The 18137-nt window shown below is 34.8% G+C and carries 18 protein-coding genes; all 18 read right to left on the reverse strand.

Annotation, left to right across the window (positions count from 1 at the left end; genetic code table 11):
• Window positions 1-263: 263 nt before the first annotated feature.
• Window positions 264-416 (reverse strand): hypothetical protein, encoded by a 153-nt coding sequence (locus tag ACW2QF_RS09500; protein WP_455715763.1) that lies wholly within the window; start codon window positions 414-416, stop codon window positions 264-266.
• Between the two features lie 28 nt (window positions 417-444).
• Window positions 445-1122 carry an orotate phosphoribosyltransferase gene (gene pyrE / locus ACW2QF_RS09505; protein ID WP_455715764.1) on the reverse strand — a complete coding sequence of 226 codons (678 nt, stop codon included), beginning with the start codon at window positions 1120-1122 and terminating at the stop codon, window positions 445-447.
• Between the two features lie 78 nt (window positions 1123-1200).
• Entirely contained in the window at window positions 1201-2103 is a 903-nt protein-coding gene (locus ACW2QF_RS09510) for a dihydroorotate dehydrogenase (protein ID WP_455715765.1), read from the reverse strand.
• Window positions 2103-2843: a dihydroorotate dehydrogenase electron transfer subunit gene (locus ACW2QF_RS09515; protein ID WP_455715780.1), complete on the reverse strand. Its 741-nt coding sequence runs from the start codon at window positions 2841-2843 to the stop codon at window positions 2103-2105. Before ACW2QF_RS09515 ends, ACW2QF_RS09510 begins: the two co-directional genes overlap by 1 nt.
• A gap of 192 nt (window positions 2844-3035) precedes the next feature.
• The gene (locus tag ACW2QF_RS09520) at window positions 3036-4106 is read right to left on the reverse strand and encodes a branched-chain amino acid aminotransferase (protein WP_455715766.1); all 1071 of its coding nucleotides are present in this window, start codon (window positions 4104-4106) and stop codon (window positions 3036-3038) included.
• 172 nt (window positions 4107-4278) lie between these two features.
• Complete coding sequence (locus ACW2QF_RS09525; RefSeq protein WP_455715767.1) at window positions 4279-4770, reverse strand: dihydrofolate reductase; 492 nt, start codon at window positions 4768-4770, stop codon at window positions 4279-4281.
• Window positions 4771-5045: 275 nt separating this feature from the next.
• Entirely contained in the window at window positions 5046-5891 is an 846-nt protein-coding gene (thyA, locus tag ACW2QF_RS09530; RefSeq protein WP_455715768.1) for a thymidylate synthase, read from the reverse strand.
• Between the two features lie 125 nt (window positions 5892-6016).
• Entirely contained in the window at window positions 6017-8416 is a 2400-nt protein-coding gene (locus ACW2QF_RS09535; protein WP_455715769.1) for a ribonucleoside triphosphate reductase, read from the reverse strand.
• Between the two features lie 300 nt (window positions 8417-8716).
• On the reverse strand, window positions 8717-9967 hold the full coding sequence (gene hflX / locus ACW2QF_RS09540) for a GTPase HflX (RefSeq protein ID WP_455715770.1): 1251 nt from the start codon (window positions 9965-9967) through the stop codon (window positions 8717-8719).
• Window positions 9968-10049: 82 nt separating this feature from the next.
• On the reverse strand, window positions 10050-10466 hold the full coding sequence (locus tag ACW2QF_RS09545; RefSeq protein ID WP_455715771.1) for a tetratricopeptide repeat protein: 417 nt from the start codon (window positions 10464-10466) through the stop codon (window positions 10050-10052).
• 93 nt (window positions 10467-10559) lie between these two features.
• The gene (locus tag ACW2QF_RS09550; protein WP_455715772.1) at window positions 10560-11258 is read right to left on the reverse strand and encodes a tetratricopeptide repeat protein; all 699 of its coding nucleotides are present in this window, start codon (window positions 11256-11258) and stop codon (window positions 10560-10562) included.
• Window positions 11259-11369: 111 nt separating this feature from the next.
• On the reverse strand, window positions 11370-13316 hold the full coding sequence (locus tag ACW2QF_RS09555; protein ID WP_455715773.1) for an ABC-F family ATP-binding cassette domain-containing protein: 1947 nt from the start codon (window positions 13314-13316) through the stop codon (window positions 11370-11372).
• Between the two features lie 624 nt (window positions 13317-13940).
• Entirely contained in the window at window positions 13941-14600 is a 660-nt protein-coding gene (locus ACW2QF_RS09560) for a TetR/AcrR family transcriptional regulator (protein WP_455715774.1), read from the reverse strand.
• Between the two features lie 28 nt (window positions 14601-14628).
• On the reverse strand, window positions 14629-15714 hold the full coding sequence (locus ACW2QF_RS09565; RefSeq protein ID WP_455715775.1) for a radical SAM protein: 1086 nt from the start codon (window positions 15712-15714) through the stop codon (window positions 14629-14631).
• A 186-nt stretch (window positions 15715-15900) separates the two neighbouring features.
• A complete protein-coding gene (locus ACW2QF_RS09570; RefSeq protein ID WP_455715776.1) occupies window positions 15901-16665 on the reverse strand; it encodes an ABC transporter permease in 765 nt (254 codons plus the stop codon).
• 27 nt (window positions 16666-16692) lie between these two features.
• Window positions 16693-17616 carry an ATP-binding cassette domain-containing protein gene (locus ACW2QF_RS09575; protein WP_455715777.1) on the reverse strand — a complete coding sequence of 308 codons (924 nt, stop codon included), beginning with the start codon at window positions 17614-17616 and terminating at the stop codon, window positions 16693-16695.
• Window position 17617: 1 nt separating this feature from the next.
• Entirely contained in the window at window positions 17618-17836 is a 219-nt protein-coding gene (locus ACW2QF_RS09580; protein WP_455715778.1) for a PLDc N-terminal domain-containing protein, read from the reverse strand.
• Window positions 17837-17871: 35 nt separating this feature from the next.
• Window positions 17872-18137, reverse strand: a 266-nt coding sequence (locus tag ACW2QF_RS09585; RefSeq protein ID WP_455715779.1) for an NAD(P)-binding domain-containing protein, incomplete at its 5' end; no start/stop codon positions are given.

Raw genomic sequence — 18137 nt, forward strand, 5'->3', positions numbered from 1 at the left:
TTACCTATTGACTTTTGATAGTTTGTCTTTCTGTATTTTTACGGGTTATTCTACCACCGCTTAATTATTATTGTCTAATCAGATTTCTCGACTGACTCAGATCTTCTAATAGGTAAATGGTTATAAGCTTATAGATAAACAAGGTACTACTTAATAAAAAAAAGAAAAAAGGGAATATTGCAAATGATGATTATAAAAATCTATCTTGCAACATTCCCTTACTTTTTGTTGTAGTAAATGAATATCAAACTGACAACTTTGAACTAAAACAATATATCTGACTTTTTATTAAGCAGTCTCCCACCATTAACAATAGTAGCAACTCCTGCTCCAATACCAAATACTATAATACAAATACCTAGCACTAAACTACTTGTTCCTACTGACTTCATAGTCTTATATACTCTTTCACTCATCTTCAATCCTCCAATCTAACAATAGAAGTTATTCTCTTACACCATATTGGTCATAATAAGCATCGATAGCTTCTTTTAAAGTATCATCAATGATAATTTTACCATTATACGGTTTATTATACAAGTGTTCCACAACTTCTGCCATAGTAACAATTGCTGTTGTCTTTAGACCATATGTTTCTTCTATCTCATGCAACGCACTCTTTGATCCTTGACCACGTTCCATTCTGTCTACAGAAACCACAAGACCAAGAACATCTACATCACCTTGTGCTTTGATAATTGGTAAAGTTTCTTGGATAGATGTACCTGCTGTTGTAACATCTTCAATAATAACAACTTTATCTTTATCCTGAATAGGGCTTCCAAGTAGGATTCCAGTATCACCGTGATCCTTAACTTCTTTACGGTTAGAACAATACCCGATATCTACACCATAATGTTCACTAATTGCCATAGTAGTAGCTACACTAAGTGGGATACCTTTATAGGCAGGCCCAAAGAGAATATCGAAGTCAAATCCGAATTTACTTTCAATTGCTTTTGCATAATATTCACCTAATTTACGTAATTGAGCACCTTTACGGTAAAATCCAGTATTTACAAAGAACGGAGTCTTTCTTCCACTCTTGGTAACGAAATCACCAAACTTTAGTACTCCGCAATCAACCATAAACTCAATAAACTCTTTCTTATATTGTTCCATTGTTGTCCTCCTATATTCTGATATATTTGTAATTACTTAATAATAACAATTTTATGCTTACTATTGAACTACCTAATCCTACTTCACGCAACCCACAAGTGAGTTGATATCTTCAATGTTATTCTTCATAAGATACTCTTCTAAGCCTTGTACGATTTCCATTGTTGCCACTGGGTTTACAAAATTAGCAGTACCTACCGATATAGCTGTTGCTCCTGCCATTATAAATTCCAAAGCGTCTTCTACATTCATAACACCACCCATACCAATAATTGGCAAGTTTACTGCATTAGCAACTTGATAAACCATACGAACAGCAATTGGCTTAATTGCTGGACCAGATAATCCACCAGTTTTATTTGCTAGTACGAAGTTTCTTCTATTAACATCTATCTTCATACCTGTAAGGGTATTTATTAAAGATAATGCATCTGCACCACCAGCTTCTGCTGCTTTTGCAGTTTCTGTAATATCCGTAACATTCGGACTTAATTTCATGATAATTGGCTGTTTTGCAACACTCTTTACTGCACGAGTGATATCTTCAACACATTTAGGATTTTGACCAAAGGCGATTCCACCCTCTTTAACATTTGGGCACGATATATTAATTTCTAACATATCAACTGGTTCATCCGCTAAACGTTCTACAACTTCAACATAATCGCTTGTTGACTTACCGCATACATTTACAATTACCTTTGTATCATATTTTTTAAGGAATGGTAGATCTCTTTCTATAAAAACGTCCATACCAGGATTTTGTAATCCAACCGCATTCAGCATACCACCATATGTTTCTGCAATTCTTGGGGTAGCATTCCCTTGCCATGGTACATTCGCCACACCCTTAGTAACTACTGCACCTAAGCGATTTAGGTCAACGAAATCGCTATATTCGATTCCAGATCCAAAGGTACCAGAGGCAGTTGTAACTGGATTATTAAGTTCAACACCAGCTATATTCACTTTAAGATTCATTATAACTCTACCTCCTCTGCATAGAATACTGGACCCTCTTTACATATTCTTGTATTATGAACATGAGTATGATGATCCACTTCTTTTGTCTTGCACACACAAGCAAGACATGCACCAATACCACATGCCATTCTTTCTTCTAATGAGAGTTGTGCCTTGATTCCATGTTCAGCAGCATATGCCTTAATTCCACGTAACATCGGAGTTGGTCCACAAGCAAAGATTATGTCTGCATCAATTTTATGTTCACGAATCGCATCAATAACATTACCTTTTACTCCTTTACTACCATCTTCTGTAGCTACATATACATCTCCATAAGTTTCAAAGTCTTGCTCCATGAATGTAGCGTCTCGATAGCCAAGTACAATGGTTTTCTCTATATCAAGTTGTTTCGCTAACTCAAGCATTGGAGGAATTCCAATTCCACCACCAATCAACATTGCCTTTTTACCTTCTAGCGTAAATCCATTACCAAGTGGTCCCATGATCGTTATATCATCACCTACTTTATATGTAGCAATTTCCTTTGTTCCTTCACCTACTAAACGAAATACAAAACGTAATGTACCATCGTTATGATTAATTTCACAGATACTAATTGGCCTTGGTAAAAGACGACTTCCATCCTTACAGTAGAACGAAACAAATTGTCCTGGTTTTGCAGCCCTTGCTATCTCTTCATCTTTGAGCCACATACTGACAATATCTTCTTGCAATTTAACTACACTCGTTATCATAGCCGTATTTCTGAAATTCTCTGCCACTACATTGTACCTCTCTTTTCTGAAATATATATAGTTTGTAATTGTTACATTACCTTAATCTAAACTATTCTAACAAATAAACTTTCTTATGACAACTAATAAATTACCTCGTTACTAAAAAAGGAGAAAACCATGATGTAACCATCATAGTTTCTCCTTTTTCTATTATTTTACCTCAACTGTCCAGTTGAATGTATCTTCCACTTCACCCAATTGAATGCCTGTGATTGTATCGTAAATTTTTTGACTAAGTTCACCGATACCACCATCTCTAACTTGCATTACGTGGTCTTCGAAACGAAGATGGCCTACTGGTGAGATAACTGCTGCTGTTCCAGTACCAAATACTTCTTCTAATGAACCATTCTTAGAAGCTTCGTATAATTCATCTACAGAGATTTTTCTCTCTTCAACTGGAACTCCCCATTCTTTACATAATTCAATAACTGAATTTCTTGTAACACCTGGTAAGATACTTCCGTTTAGTTTAGGAGTAACCACTGTACCATTAATTTTAAAGAAGATGTTCATCGCTCCAACTTCTTCAATGTATTTTCTCTCTACTCCATCAAGCCATAATACTTGTGAATATCCTTCATCATGTGCTTTTACTTGTGCAGCTAAAGAAGCAACATAGTTAGCACCTGTCTTAGCTTCACCAACACCACCTTTAACAGCACGAACATAATCATCTTCAATCCAGATCTTAACTGGGTTTAAGCCTTCTGGATAGTAAGCACCAACTGGTGATAAGATGATAATGAACATATACGTATCAGATGGACGTACTCCAAGGTATGGATCTGTTGCGATAACAAATGGTCTAATATACAACGATGTACCAGGTTTTGTTGGAATCCATGCTTCATCAGTTTTAACAATTGCTTTAATTGCATCTAAGAAATCTTCTTCTGGAATTTCTGGTATACATATTCTACGGTTTGTATTATTTGCTCTCTCAATATTCTTATTAGGACGGAATAATAATGTTCTTCCATCTTCAGTTTTGTATGCTTTCAAACCTTCAAACATCTCTTGACCATAGTGGAATACCATAGCTGAAGGATCTAAGCTAAGTGGTGCATACGGTACAATCCTTGCATCGTGCCATCCTTTTCCTGTCTCATAGTTCATAATAAACATATGATCGGTAAAAATTGTACCGAATTTTAAAGGATTGTCTTCCTTAGGCAATTCCTTTGGTGTAGTTGTTTTCTCAAATCTGATATTTAACATATTTATTCACCTTCCTAATTGTGATTTATCCGTAGTTATGCAATTCTGTACATGTTATGCGAATATTTATTCTATAATATTAATCTTCTCAAAAATGAATTTCAATAGTTTTTAAATTTTTTATTACATATCAATTGCTTATATCTTATATTCACTATGGTTATACATTGGTTTATTTTTGTCTCTCGTACTTCATAAACCAGTACTCTAAATCATAGTAAGTTTGCTCTTCTGATTGTTCCGTAATCTTCCATTCAGGCATCTCATCAAGATTAGGGAAATACGTATCTGCCTCATAGGCATAATCAATCTTTGTTATGTGAGCCACATCACAGTATGGCAACATTTGATGATAGATGGAATCACCACCAACCACGAAAACATCTTCAGTTTTACAATCCTTAACCAATTCTAACGCCTCTTCAATACTACCAACTACCTCTGCTCCATCCACTTTATAGTCTGCTTTTCTAGAGATAACAATGTTTCTGCGGTTAGGTAATGGTTTGCATTGTGGAAAGCTTTCTAGTGTCTTACGTCCCATTATTATTACTTTCCCAGTTGTCTCTTGACGAAAGAAACGTTGATCTGCAGGGATTTTAACAAGTAAATCATTCTTTTTACCAATAGCCCAATTTTTATCTACTGCTACTATTACGTTCATTTTCTTGTTCCTTTCTTTATATAGTATTTGTTAGAGTTTATTCCTATTTTATTATGAAATAAACTTACATTTCCTAAGTTCATCCTAAAAAGTTTTAGATTTAGTTTAAATTCAAGCTGAATACTCAAGAACAACTATTTATTAATTTATCAATACACTCGCTTGTACTTGAGTATCTATAAAGTATAAAAGCAAAACTCTTAATAATGTACATTTGCTTCTTAGATAGAGTTTTGCATTCAAACATAAAAAACACAAGTACATTAACGATAACCTTAAACTGCAACAGGTATATTCTCAACCTTCGGTCCAGTTACATAGTTATCAAGACGGAAGTCATCTACTGTGAATTGATAGAAATCCTTAATCTCAGGGTTCATCCAGAATGTAGGCGCGTCATAAGTTGGTCTTGTAATTAATTCTTCAATAATTGGTATATGACGATCATAGATATGGGCATCCGCAATAACATGAACTAATTCTCCAACTTCCATATCACATACTTGAGCTAACATATGAATAAGAACTGCATATTGGCATACATTCCAGTTATTAGCTGCGAGAATATCTTGGGAACGTTGATTAAGAATTCCATTAAGATACATCTTACCATCTTTTTTCTTAGTTACATTGAATGTCATACTATACGCACAAGGATATAGATTCATCTCATGTAGATCTTCATGAACATAGATATTAGTCATAATACGACGGCTGTACGGATTGTTCTTAAGGTCATAGATCACACGATCAACTTGATCCATCATTCCTTCTTTATATTGATGCTTTACTTGTAGCTGATAGCCATAGGCTTTTCCGATAGAGCCTGTCTCATCTGCCCAGCTATCCCAGATTTTACTGTTTAAGTCGTTGATGTTATTCGATTTCTTTTGCCATATCCATAATAATTCATCAATACAACTTTTGATAGCTGTTCTACGAAGCGTCATAGCAGGGAATTCTTTTTGTAAATCATAACGATTTACTACTCCGAATTTCTTAATAGTATAAGCAAAGGAGCCATCTTCCCACTTAGGACGAACCTTTTCACCTTCTGTGCTAACACCATTTTCTAAAATATCTTTACACATATCTATAAATAAATTATCTGCTAAACTCATGTCTACCTCCTTAATATCTCTAATTATTCTAAAGTATCTGTCTACAAAAAACAAGTATGAGTTAATGTATATTACATGGAAAAGGCTTTTGCATATATTATCTGCAAAAGCCTTAAAGTTCAATCTTATACTGTTACGCATTTTGCTTCAGCAAAGCGCTTAATATTGGAAGCATTTACATATCTCTTAATTTCTCCATTCTTCGCTTCAACCAAAGTTGGTGCTTGCATTATGCCCAGCTCAGATGCTACTTCTATGTTCTCTTCTGCATCGACTACCACATAATCCAAACCTTCAAGATATGATTTAGCCATTGCGCAGTTTGGACAAGTCTTTGTTGTAAACAAGTATAGTCCGTCTTTTGATATACTATTAGTCTCATCAAACTCTAATGACTCACAACTTTCTGTAGTAGATACTTGCTTATGTATACCATGATTTCCTGTTTCAAAGGAGTTTCCAACTTCGTAAAGTTTACGATTTGCATACTCTTGTGATTTACCTTCATTCCAATTTTGAACTGGTCGATAGTAACCTGTAATACGGCTGTAAACTTCTGCTTTTTCACCACATTCTGGGCAAGTGAAATGTTCTCCATTAATATAACCATGATTTTTACAAATTGAATATGTAGGTGATATCGTATAATAAGGCAATTTATAATTCTTAGCGATTGTTCGAACTAGTTTCGCAGCTGCTTCCCAATCAGGTAGTTTCTCGCCAAGAAATGCATGGAATACAGTTCCTGATGTGTACAATGTCTGTAAACGATCTTGAATATCTAATGCTGAGAAGATATCATCTGTGTAATCAACAGGTAAATGAGAACTGTTTGTATAGTAAGGAGTGTCCCCTTCATTACCAGCAGTCTTAATATCTGGCCAACGTTTTCTATCATGTTTTGCAAGACGATAAGAAGTTGATTCTGCTGGTGTTGCTTCTAGATTATATAAATCACCAAACTCAACTTGGTAGTCAGATAAACGTTCTCTCATATGGTTTAAAACCTTAACTGTAAAGTCTTGTGTTTTTTTATTTGGCATATCTTCACCCAACCAACGAGCATTTAAACCAACTTCATTCATTCCTAAAAGACCAATGGTGGAAAAATGGTTATCAAAGGAACCAAGGTATCTCTTTGTATATGGATATAGTCCTTCTTCTAGCAATTTAGTAATTACTTTTCTCTTAACCTTTAAGGAACGTGCTGCCAAATCCATCATACGGTTTAATCGCTTGAAGAAATCTTCTTCATTCTGTGCTAGATAAGCAATTCGTGGCATATTGATGGTAACAACTCCAACACTTCCAGTACTTTCTCCAGAACCGAAGTAACCACCAGTTTTCTTTCTTAATTCTCTTAGATCAAGACGTAAACGACAACACATAGAACGAACATCACTTGGCTCCATATCACTATTGATATAGTTTGAAAAATATGGTGTACCATACTTTGCTGTCATTTCGAATAATAATTTGTTATTTTCTGTTTCCGACCAATCAAAATCATTTGTAATTGAGTAAGTAGGAATTGGATATTGGAAACCTCGTCCATTAGCATCACCTTCAACCATAACCTCGATGAAGGCTTTATTAACCATATCCATCTCTTTCTTGCAGTCTTTATATTTGAAATCCATCTCTTTCCCACCAACAATACAAGGAAGTTCTGCTAAATCATTAGGAACTGTCCAGTCAAGGGTGATATTTGAAAATGGTGCTTGTGTTCCCCAACGGCTAGGTGTATTAACTCCATAAACAAATGATTGTATACATTGTTTTACTTCTTTATATGACAAATTGTCTATTTTAACAAAGGGAGCCAAATATGTATCGAAAGATGAAAAAGCTTGCGCACCTGCCCATTCATTTTGCATAATTCCAAGGAAATTAACCATTTGATTACATAAGGTTGATAAATGGCTTGCAGGTGATGAAGTAATCTTACCAGGTATACCTCCAAGACCTTCTTTTATTAATTGTTTCAATGACCATCCTGCACAGTATCCTGTTAACATGGATAAATCATGAATATGTATGTCCGCATTTCTGTGTGCAGCAGCTATTTCCTCATCATAAACCTCGGATAACCAATAGTTTGCAGTAATGGAACCTGAATTATGAAGAATGAGTCCACCAACAGAATACGTCACTGTTGAATTCTCTTTTACTCTCCAATCTTCTTCTTTCACATAACTATCCACAATTTCTTTGTAATCAAGAATCGTTGACTTCATATTACGAATTTTTTCTCGGTTTTTACGGTATAAAATATATGCCTTAGCAACATCTGTATATCCCGTTTGCTCTAATACTTGCTCAACTGAATCTTGAATATCCTCAACACTAATTACGCCATCTTTTACTTTATCTTGAAAATCTGAAGTAACTCGTAGCGTTAAGAGATTAATGATATCTTCATTATACAGCTTTTCTGTAGCATTAAACGCTTTGGAAATTGCATCTGAAATCTTCTTAATAGCAAATTCTGCGACTTCTCCATCTCTCTTAACAACATTAAACATAAACCGTTCTCCCTTCGCAATTCATTTTCTTTCAATTACAACACTACTATATCTAGTGCAAAGTATAAGACTTTTTAGTAATGTTTTGAAACAAAAAAACCGACAAAGAAAATCAAAGTACTATACATCCAACTATTCCATACACTGAGAAATATGTCCTAGTAAAATGTATCATCCCTGATTTTCCCATCGGTTAAATTGTAGCAGAATACAGTATCTAAGTCAAGCAATATATCTACCATATCTATATGCCATTCGAATCACAAACACTATATATTGTATTTATATTCACATCAAAAATTATTTCGAAAGTTGTAAATATATTTCTTTTGGAACATACGCTTCTATATAAATTCCTTCTGATTGGTACTCTTCCTGAAGTAGTTGCCCATACTTACGGATAACTTGAATCTTGCCTGCATCGGAGTATGGAAAAACTTTCTCAATCAATATCTTGTGTTCCTTAAGAATTTCTTCGATGGTATTTAATAGGTCATCTAACCCTTCACCAGTCTTTGCAGAAATCTGTACCGTACGATCTGCTTTGAAATCTTTTAGGATTTGCTGCTCTTCTACTTTATCTACTTTATTGAATGCAGTAATGATAGTTTTATCCTTAACTCCTAAGTTATCAAGAGTTTCATATACTACATGCATATGTTTGTATGCTTCTTCGTTTGAACTATCTACCACATGTAAGATAATATCCGCATATTTTGCTTCCTCAAGTGTACTGCGAAATGCATTAATCAAATGATGTGGTAACTTTCGAATAAATCCAACTGTATCAGTAAGAAGGATCTGTTGACCACTCTCCAGTTTTAGATTTCTAGTGGTTGGATCTAGTGTTGCAAACAGTTTATCTTCAGATAATACGCCTGCACTTGTTAATGTATTTAACAACGTAGACTTACCAGCATTGGTATATCCAACAATTGCAATAACTGGTGCTGGATTCTTGCTTCTTTGTGATCTCGTCGTTTCTCTTGTTCGAACTACATCTTCCAGCTCACGATTCAATTGAGAGATGCGATCACGAATCAAACGACGATCCATCTCTAACTTCTTCTCACCTGGACCTTTCGTACCAATACCACCACCAAGTCTTGATAAGGAACTTCTAAGACCAACCAACCGTGATGAACGGTATTTTAATTGCGCTAACTCAACTTGAATCTTACCTTCACGTGTAGAAGCTCTTTGTGCAAATATATCAAGAATCGTAACCGTTCGGTCCATCACCTTAATTTGAAGGGCTTCTTCTAAATTCTTAAGTTGGGCAGGCGACAATTCATCATCACATACAACACCAGTAGCATCTAATTCCTGTGCCAACAATCTCACTTCTTCTATCTTACCTTTACCAATATACGTACCAGGGTGCACACTCTCACGATTTTGAATTACTTTCGCAATTGTGTCGGCACCTGCTGTTTTAATTAATTCTTCCAATTCATCAAGGGATTGCTCTGTATCATCTCCATCACTAGTAGCGACACCTACTAGAATCATCCGCTCTTCTTGTTCCTTTATTTCAAATATTTCCGCCATTATTATACCATGCCCTTTCTTTCAACTGTATTCATAGGCTAGCACTTACATAATGAACATTGTTCATCCGTGAAAAACTCACCTACTTCGTGTTATCCGTGAGGGCATCTTCTTGTCTTGTCTTAAGGAATTCCAGTTCCTTTATCATGCCCTCATCATCTGGATATGCTTTCAAATATTTCTTCGCCTTTTTATATGCTTTATCGAATTCACCTACATGCTCAAGGGCAACAATTTCATTATATTTTAGTGGTTGCATAATTGTGCTATCGTTCAGTTTAATTCCATTTTGGAAAGCTGTTAATGCTTGATCATAAGACTCTAACTTAAGATACGCTTCGCCTAATTGATTATATACAACTGCAGATTTTATATTTGCAGTTGTTTGAATATACTGTTCATAATTCGTCGCTGCATTCTCATAATCTTCTTCTACCATAGCGATTTCTCCAAGGTAGAAATATGCTCCATTAAATCCATTTTCAATAGCAGTAGTCAATTCCTCTTAGGCTGTATCGTAACTTCCTTGATATAAATGCAATAACCCTACATTTTAATAATCTTCTTTAGAATCCGACTTAATTGACAAGGCTTATGAAAGAACATCTTTTGCTCCTGCAGTATCCCCTTGCTGTAATAGGATGGCATATTTTCCAAAATAGTATTCATAATTGTCTTTATCAAAAGAAATTGCCTTATCAAAATCTGCTACCGAATCTTCAAGCTGCCCCATTTGTCCTTTTAATACAGCACGCTTATAGTACGCATCACTTTGATCTGCCTTCTTCTCTATAACCTTAGTATAGGTTGCTATTGCTCCCTCTTGATCTAAGGTTTTTTCCTGTGCATCTCCTAGATAGAATAGAATATCTATATCTAAATCAGAACGATCTGTTATCTTTATAGCCTTTGTGAATGCTTTAATAGCTGATTCATAATCCGCAGAATTATAATATGCTATCCCTTTACCTCGATAAGCCATCTTGTTATTCGCCCTGACAATCTTGTTGTCTTTATCAAGGATTGCTTTATCAAATTGGATTAAAGCCTCTTCGTAATTTTCACATTGAATAAGAGTCATTCCATAATCAATGTAATACTCTGCTTTATTGGGATTCTTCGTAACTGCCTCTTTAAGGCTTTCGCTTGCTTTCTCATAATTCTGCTCTTTGTATTGTTTCATACCCTCTTTATAATAATCACTAGCACTCTTATTGCCACCGCAACCAGTAACCGCAAACATAAGTACCATTGATGCCAAAATCACTTTGCCCCGTTTTAATCGAACCATGATGATTCATACCTCCATTTATCATTCTATGACTAGCTTGCCTTGTGAAATCAATTACTCACTTCGACAAGTTACATTATAAATTGCGCTGATGATAAATGCAAGCTTGGTTTACTTAAGCTGTTCTAGTGTTTCCATTAGTTCTTCCCATTCTTTTTCTGTCTCTTCAATTTGGTTTGTTAATTCCTCAAGCTTTTTATAATCTGCCACATATTCCTCTTTCATACATTCTTCTTTTAATACTTCTATCTTTTCTTCACATATCGCTATCCTTTCTTCTAATTTGGCTATCTGACGATTTTTCTTAGCTTCTTCTTTGCCAGGGTTCACTGACTTCTTTACTGTTTCCAACACATCCTCTGAATAATTGCTTATTGCGCCACCTACACAAACTTGTGCTTTTAGATTTCTCCCAATTCCTTTTTCTACAATACTTAAATTACTCTCTTGTTTCTTTTCTCTTTCAACAAGATATTCTTCATATCCATACGGATAATAAACAACTTTATTTTTCTCAAAAGCTAGCATTGCTGTTGCAACTTCTTTGATGAAGTAACGATCATGGGAAACAAATAATACCGTTCCAGTATAAGCACGCAACATACTTTCAAGAGCCTGTTTTCCTACTATATCCATGTGGTTCGTAGGTTCATCTAAGATTAAGAAATTTGGTTTTCTTGTGAAGATTTTAAGAAGTGCCAGTCGTACCTTCTCTCCTCCAGATAATTGATTAATCTTCTTGTACACATCATCTTGTGAGAATAAGAAATGTCCTAACGCATTTCGTACCTGCGTCTTCTTCATATCAGGGTAGGTATTCCAGAAATCATCGAGTATTGTCTCCTCGCTAGAATACTGGGCCATCTGCTGTTCAAAGTATCCCATCTCAACATCAATTCCATATTCATAGGTACCTTCTAAAGATGGGATTTGACCAACTAATGTCTTTAATAATGTGGATTTTCCTATTCCATTCTCACCGATTACCACAATTTTTTCACCTTTTAAGATATCTAGACTAACTTTACTAAGTACATGATCATAACCAATACCCAGTTTTTTAATTCTCATTACTTCTTTATGAGATTCTATTCTCGGTGAAAACTGAGCGTGAAATGCTTTCGTATCAAACCTTTGTGGTTTTTCAATTTTTTCCATGTGTTCGATTGCTTTTAATTTGGAACGTGTCATAGAAACTTTCGTCGGAGTGTTCTTCCACTGTTCTACAAATTTTTGTAATCTTGCAATTTCCTTTTGTTGTGCAATATAATCTTTCTCTTGTTTCTCTGCATCAAGACGCTTTCTTTGAATAAATGCACTATAATTTCCTGTATATCGTTTTATATGCGTATATTCAATCTCGTAAGTCACATCTATGATACGATCCAAAAACATACGATCATGAGATACAATAACAACTGCCTTATTATAGTTTTTAAGATATCCCTCTAACCACTCGATTGTTGATATATCTAAATGGTTTGTTGGCTCATCTAACAAAAGAATATCTGGTTTACTTAACAGTAATTTAACAAATGCAACTCTCGTCTGCTGCCCACCAGACAAAGCTATAATCGGTTTTTTCAAGTCTTCTAACAAAAAGCCAAAACGTTGGAATACAGTCTCCATATCTTGTCTGAACGTGTATCCACCAAGACTTTCATATTGTATCGATAGCTTTCCGTATTCGTTCAAGATTCTCTCAGAAGAATCCTTTTCCATCTTCTTAACAAGTTCATCCATTCGTTGCTTCATCAATAGTATTGGTTCGTATACCTTCATTATTTCTTCTTCAATTGATAAGGTATTGTCTGTGAAATCAATTTGTTTTAAGAAACCTATCTTCAAATCTCCTGCCATATAGATTCCACTATCTTCATCACTATCTAGATTACTAAGGGATATATTCCCCGCAATTAGGTTCAGTAAAGTAGTTTTACCGCAACCATTACGTCCTACAATTGCTATCTTTTCGTTATCCCTTATTTCAAAATTAATATTATCTAAGATGGTCGTCGCCGCAAATCGAACGATACCACCTGTAATTTGATATCTCATCTGTACACTCTCCCTTAATTGTTACCTGTATTAATGACTTCATGATTCCTATCTGTTCATGGTCTCTCCTCATGCCATGCCATTTACCAAGTATCAAATTATATCGCTATTGTATTCTTTCCCTAGTATAAAACTAATAATATGGCTTACCATATTCTAGTTCTGAGTGAGGTTACAGTGAGATAATTAACGCTTCTTATAAACAATAGAAATCACATTTCTTAAACTTCTATTGACATGAACAAAAAAAGACGCAAGGCAAATACCTAGCGTCTTCTAATCCAATCAAAAGCGAACAAACTCGCACATATATCTCGTCAAAGTAACTCTAACGAGGGATAGACAAACGATACTATACTTGCTAAATGGCATTCAAAAAACATCGCATAAGCAACCAGTTGTTGCTATGCAACTATTTAGGTTAGTTTTGAAATCTACCTAAACAGATATGTTATTATCTAGTTTCCATTCAAATTAGCAAGTAATAATAATCATCTTCGTCCCTCCATACAGTGCAATCAAATTATATCTCTTGTTTGCACTTAGCTTCCTTTTATTTATATACGTATCATATAACAGACTTTTTCATCTGTCAACCCATAATCTTCCTTAAATTACAATGTTTTATAACTCTTCGTGCATCTCATACATCTCCGCAAATTGATATACATGTTTTCGAATTACTTCCTTCGCCTCTTCTTCTCCACCATCGAAAGAATCATACTGACAAATCAATAGATAGATTGGTGCGTAAAACTGCAATGCCATAACCTTAGCATCTACTTTCCTAAACATCCCTCTCTCGATTAATACAGTAAATAATTCTTCTTGAAACACTAATGCATTATCAAAATATATTTTCTTAAATGTATCACGTATCACAGGATTTCTATACTGCTCCATAATCAGTATCCTACGGAATTTCGATGTGTAAGGATCTTTCAGATAATATAAGAATATCTTATATACTATCTCAAAAAGTTTGTCACTTGTAATATTCATATAAGAATCAGCAACACTTGAAGCTTCTCCTTGTGGTAATTGAATCAATTCCATAGCTTCGTTATAACGAAGTTCCATATAGTTTACTATGGAATCAAAGATATCCTGCTTACTCTTATAGTGCTTGTATATAGAACTCCCTTTAATATTAACTGCATTTGCTATATCTCTCATGGATACCCCTTCATAACCACCTCTTGAGAATAGTTCAAGTGACATAAGCAATATCTTATCTTTCGTACTTAATTTATCCATTTCATTGAAACAGTCTTCTTCTATCATATGCCTTCTCCTAATATAGTATCTTCTCTTAATCTAATAACTTCTCTACAATTGCTTTTTGTTCAAATAGAACACAGCCTCCGATATGTTCGTTCATTAATATATTATCAGAACGAAGTTTACGAAACAATGGTGATTGCAAAACCTCTAAAAGTGTACTTTCCTTAACATTCATGTCTGAATATGGCGAGAAAGGGCATGGCTCTGCTCCACCCATTGCGTTGATATGAAAGAATCCTCTTCCTGCTGCTAAACAACCTCCTGATGTCTTCTCATCACCAGGAAATGATACAAACACGAGATTTTCTTGCTCAACTCTAAGGTCTGCTAGCCGCCTCTCCATTAATATCCGTTCTTCTTCATCAATAGCAAGGCCTTTTGTCTTCTCATCAACTGGAACATATTCTACATAGATTACCACCTTAGCACCTTGTTCCACTAACATAGTCGTAAATGCTTCACTCATTACTTCTTCACGATTACTCTTCGTTACTGTCACCGATACTCCATAGAGAATTCCTTTTGCCTTTAATTTCGTCATGTTTTCCTGTAATATCTCATACATACCATCTCCACGACGTAAATCAGTATTCTCTTTCTGACCTTCTATACTTAAGATAGGGACTAAGTTTCGATTTTCATCAAATAATTGCATATAATCTTTCTCAAACATGGTACCATTCGTAAAGATAGGAAAAATGATATCCTTATGCTTCGCTGCCTCTTCAATTACGTCTCTTCTTATAAATGGCTCTCCCCCTGCCAACAAGATAAAACTTATCCCCAATTCTTTTGCCTGTGAAAATACCCTATTCCATTCTTCACCGCTCATCTGTCCCTGGCATTTGGTATCTGTACAAGATTGATTTGCCCTTGCATAACAACCAGCACAATGAAGGTTGCACTTTGTGGTTATACTAGCAATTAAGAATGCTGGTATATGTACCTCTTTCTCATCATACTCTTTTCGTATCTTTGCAGCTTTCTTTGCTGACAAAACATATTTACTTAAAAATACGGACTCTTTTGGATTTTTTAGTGTAGCTTTCATCGCTCCCTTAATAATTCTCTCAATTCCACCATATAGATATTCACCCAAATCAATTTCTTGCATAATTATATATACTCCCTTCAACATTCAAAACATTGTTTGCTAACAATCGTTAGCCTAATTATAGCTAACATTTGTTAGCGTGTCAAGAATTAATTACTAAGTTCAAAATTCTTCCAATGCAAAACCACCATACTGAAAGCATCTTATATATGCTCTTAGCGTATGGTGGTAGTTTAATAATACTATCTATATTTTTTTCTTATTGAAGACCTGTATTGCCCCGAGTAAGCAAAGGATTATCCCTATAAGTGTTAAGACAATCGAAAAACTAAAATCCCCCATCGCCATATCCCCTGTAATTAATGATAAATTATCCGAAGCAAGGCGAATAGGATTGTATTCCTGCAACTTTGGTATCATATTAATTATGAAAAGTACAACAACCACACCTCCAGTTAATAACAAACAAGCATAGTTGCTCTTTACCGCTGCTCCCATTAGTAATAGTACTGCAATTAAGAATATTCCAAACAACCATAGACATAATACTGACTGTAGGATATGTCCTATGCCATCAATATTCCAAAAATAAGCGGTATAATAAGCTGTAGTTGCAAAACAAAGTAACAAACTTAACGTCCACAGACATACTTCCATGGTAAACTTAGAAAGAATAATTGTACTTCTCTTAAGCCCTTTCGTTATCATATTAATAAAAGTTCCTTTACTATATTCTGCGGTTATTCCTCCACTGAACATAATTACAAGTACGATGAGCCCCATCTGTGGTACATTCTTATAAAACTGCATCCAAGAATCAATGGCTGTTGGTTCTGCTATTGAAATCGTAATTCCTTCTTGCGCTAAACTAGCTAACAGATCTGGTGTAATTTTAGCTGTAATGGGATTCATAATTCCAAGTATAAAGAAAACTGTCAATAATATAAAGAGTTTATACGTACGAATACTCTCCATCCATTCCTTTTTAGTAAATGCTATATATGCTTTCATCTTTACTCCCTTTCTCCCATAAATCCATTATTCTTTAACAATTTCTAAAAACAGATCTTCAAGTGTTGGTTCTAATCTCATAAACTTCACTGGAACGATTTCGTTTTTAGCTAGAATCTGTAAAGAATCCTTAGGCAACTTATTCATATTACTTCCCTTTAATTCAATGGTTAACGGATTATCCTCTTTTACCTTACATATATTTGATAAATCATTCATTTCATCTTGAAAGCGTTTTAAATCTTCTATCTTTGCAAATTCAATCTCCAATCCTTCTTTCATATGATTTGCTTTGATTGTTGCCAAATCCCCTTGCATTTGAATCTTTCCTTGATGTATTAACGCTATATTATCACATATACGATCCGCATCAGAAAGAATATGGGTTGAGAATACTACTGTCGTCTTTTCCTTCACTCTATACAAGATATCAAGAATCTCTTTTCTACCAATAGGATCAAGGGCGGAAGTCGGTTCATCACAAATCAATAATTTAGGATCATTTAATAGTGCTTGTGCAATACCAAGTCTTTGCTTCATTCCTCTAGAAAAACCTGCAATCTTCTTATTCGCTTTCTCTAGTCCAACTAGATTTAATAACTCCTGTGTCTTTTGCTTACACTCATTCTTCTTCATTCCTGTGATTTCACCGCATAAGGCAAGATATTCTGAAGGTTTCATATACCCATAATATTCAGGTACATCTGGCAGATAACCAATAAATCGATTCGTATCTGTCTGTCCATAAGTAACCTTTTCACCATTCACCATAACACTACCTTGATCGGCTTGCAAAAGTCCTAGTATGATCTTCATTGTCGTGGTCTTGCCAGCACCATTTTGTCCAAGGAACCCGAATACAGTATGTTCTGGTACATGAAAGTTCACACCATCTAAGATTATCTGCTTTCCAAAAGCTTTCTTAACTTCATTAACTTCTAAGATATTCATCTTACTCGTCTCCTCTTCCAAACACGAAGTAAACTACTGGTCCAATAATCTGAATAAAAACTACAATAATTGCCCACATCACTTTATTCCCAAATCGATATGTGTTGTGTCGTAATACATGCACTAATGCAGTAATCATAAGAACAAATTCTACTATAATTAATGGTAACAATACTGGTAAATATTCAACAAATGACTCTAAACCTGTTGCTAAATACATAAATATCTCCTCCATCTATAACTTTTCTAATTGTTTTATGATATTCTTAAATTCTTTCTCTTCGCTACTTCTCTATAATATGTTAGTGCCTGGAGCCGGACAGGTTTCCGATTTTCAGTAATAAAAGCGACATCACCAATTTCTAATTTCTCACTGGTTGAGAAAAAAGTTTGGTGTGTTGGGTAATTGTAGATTGAATTAACAATATTCCCCTTTTCGATAATCAACGGATTTTTTCCAATCCCCTGTAAGCTTATAGAAGCCGCCATACCACACGGTCCGCCACCAATCACAATTGCTT

It is taken from the genome of Anaerosporobacter sp. (assembly GCF_965301125.1).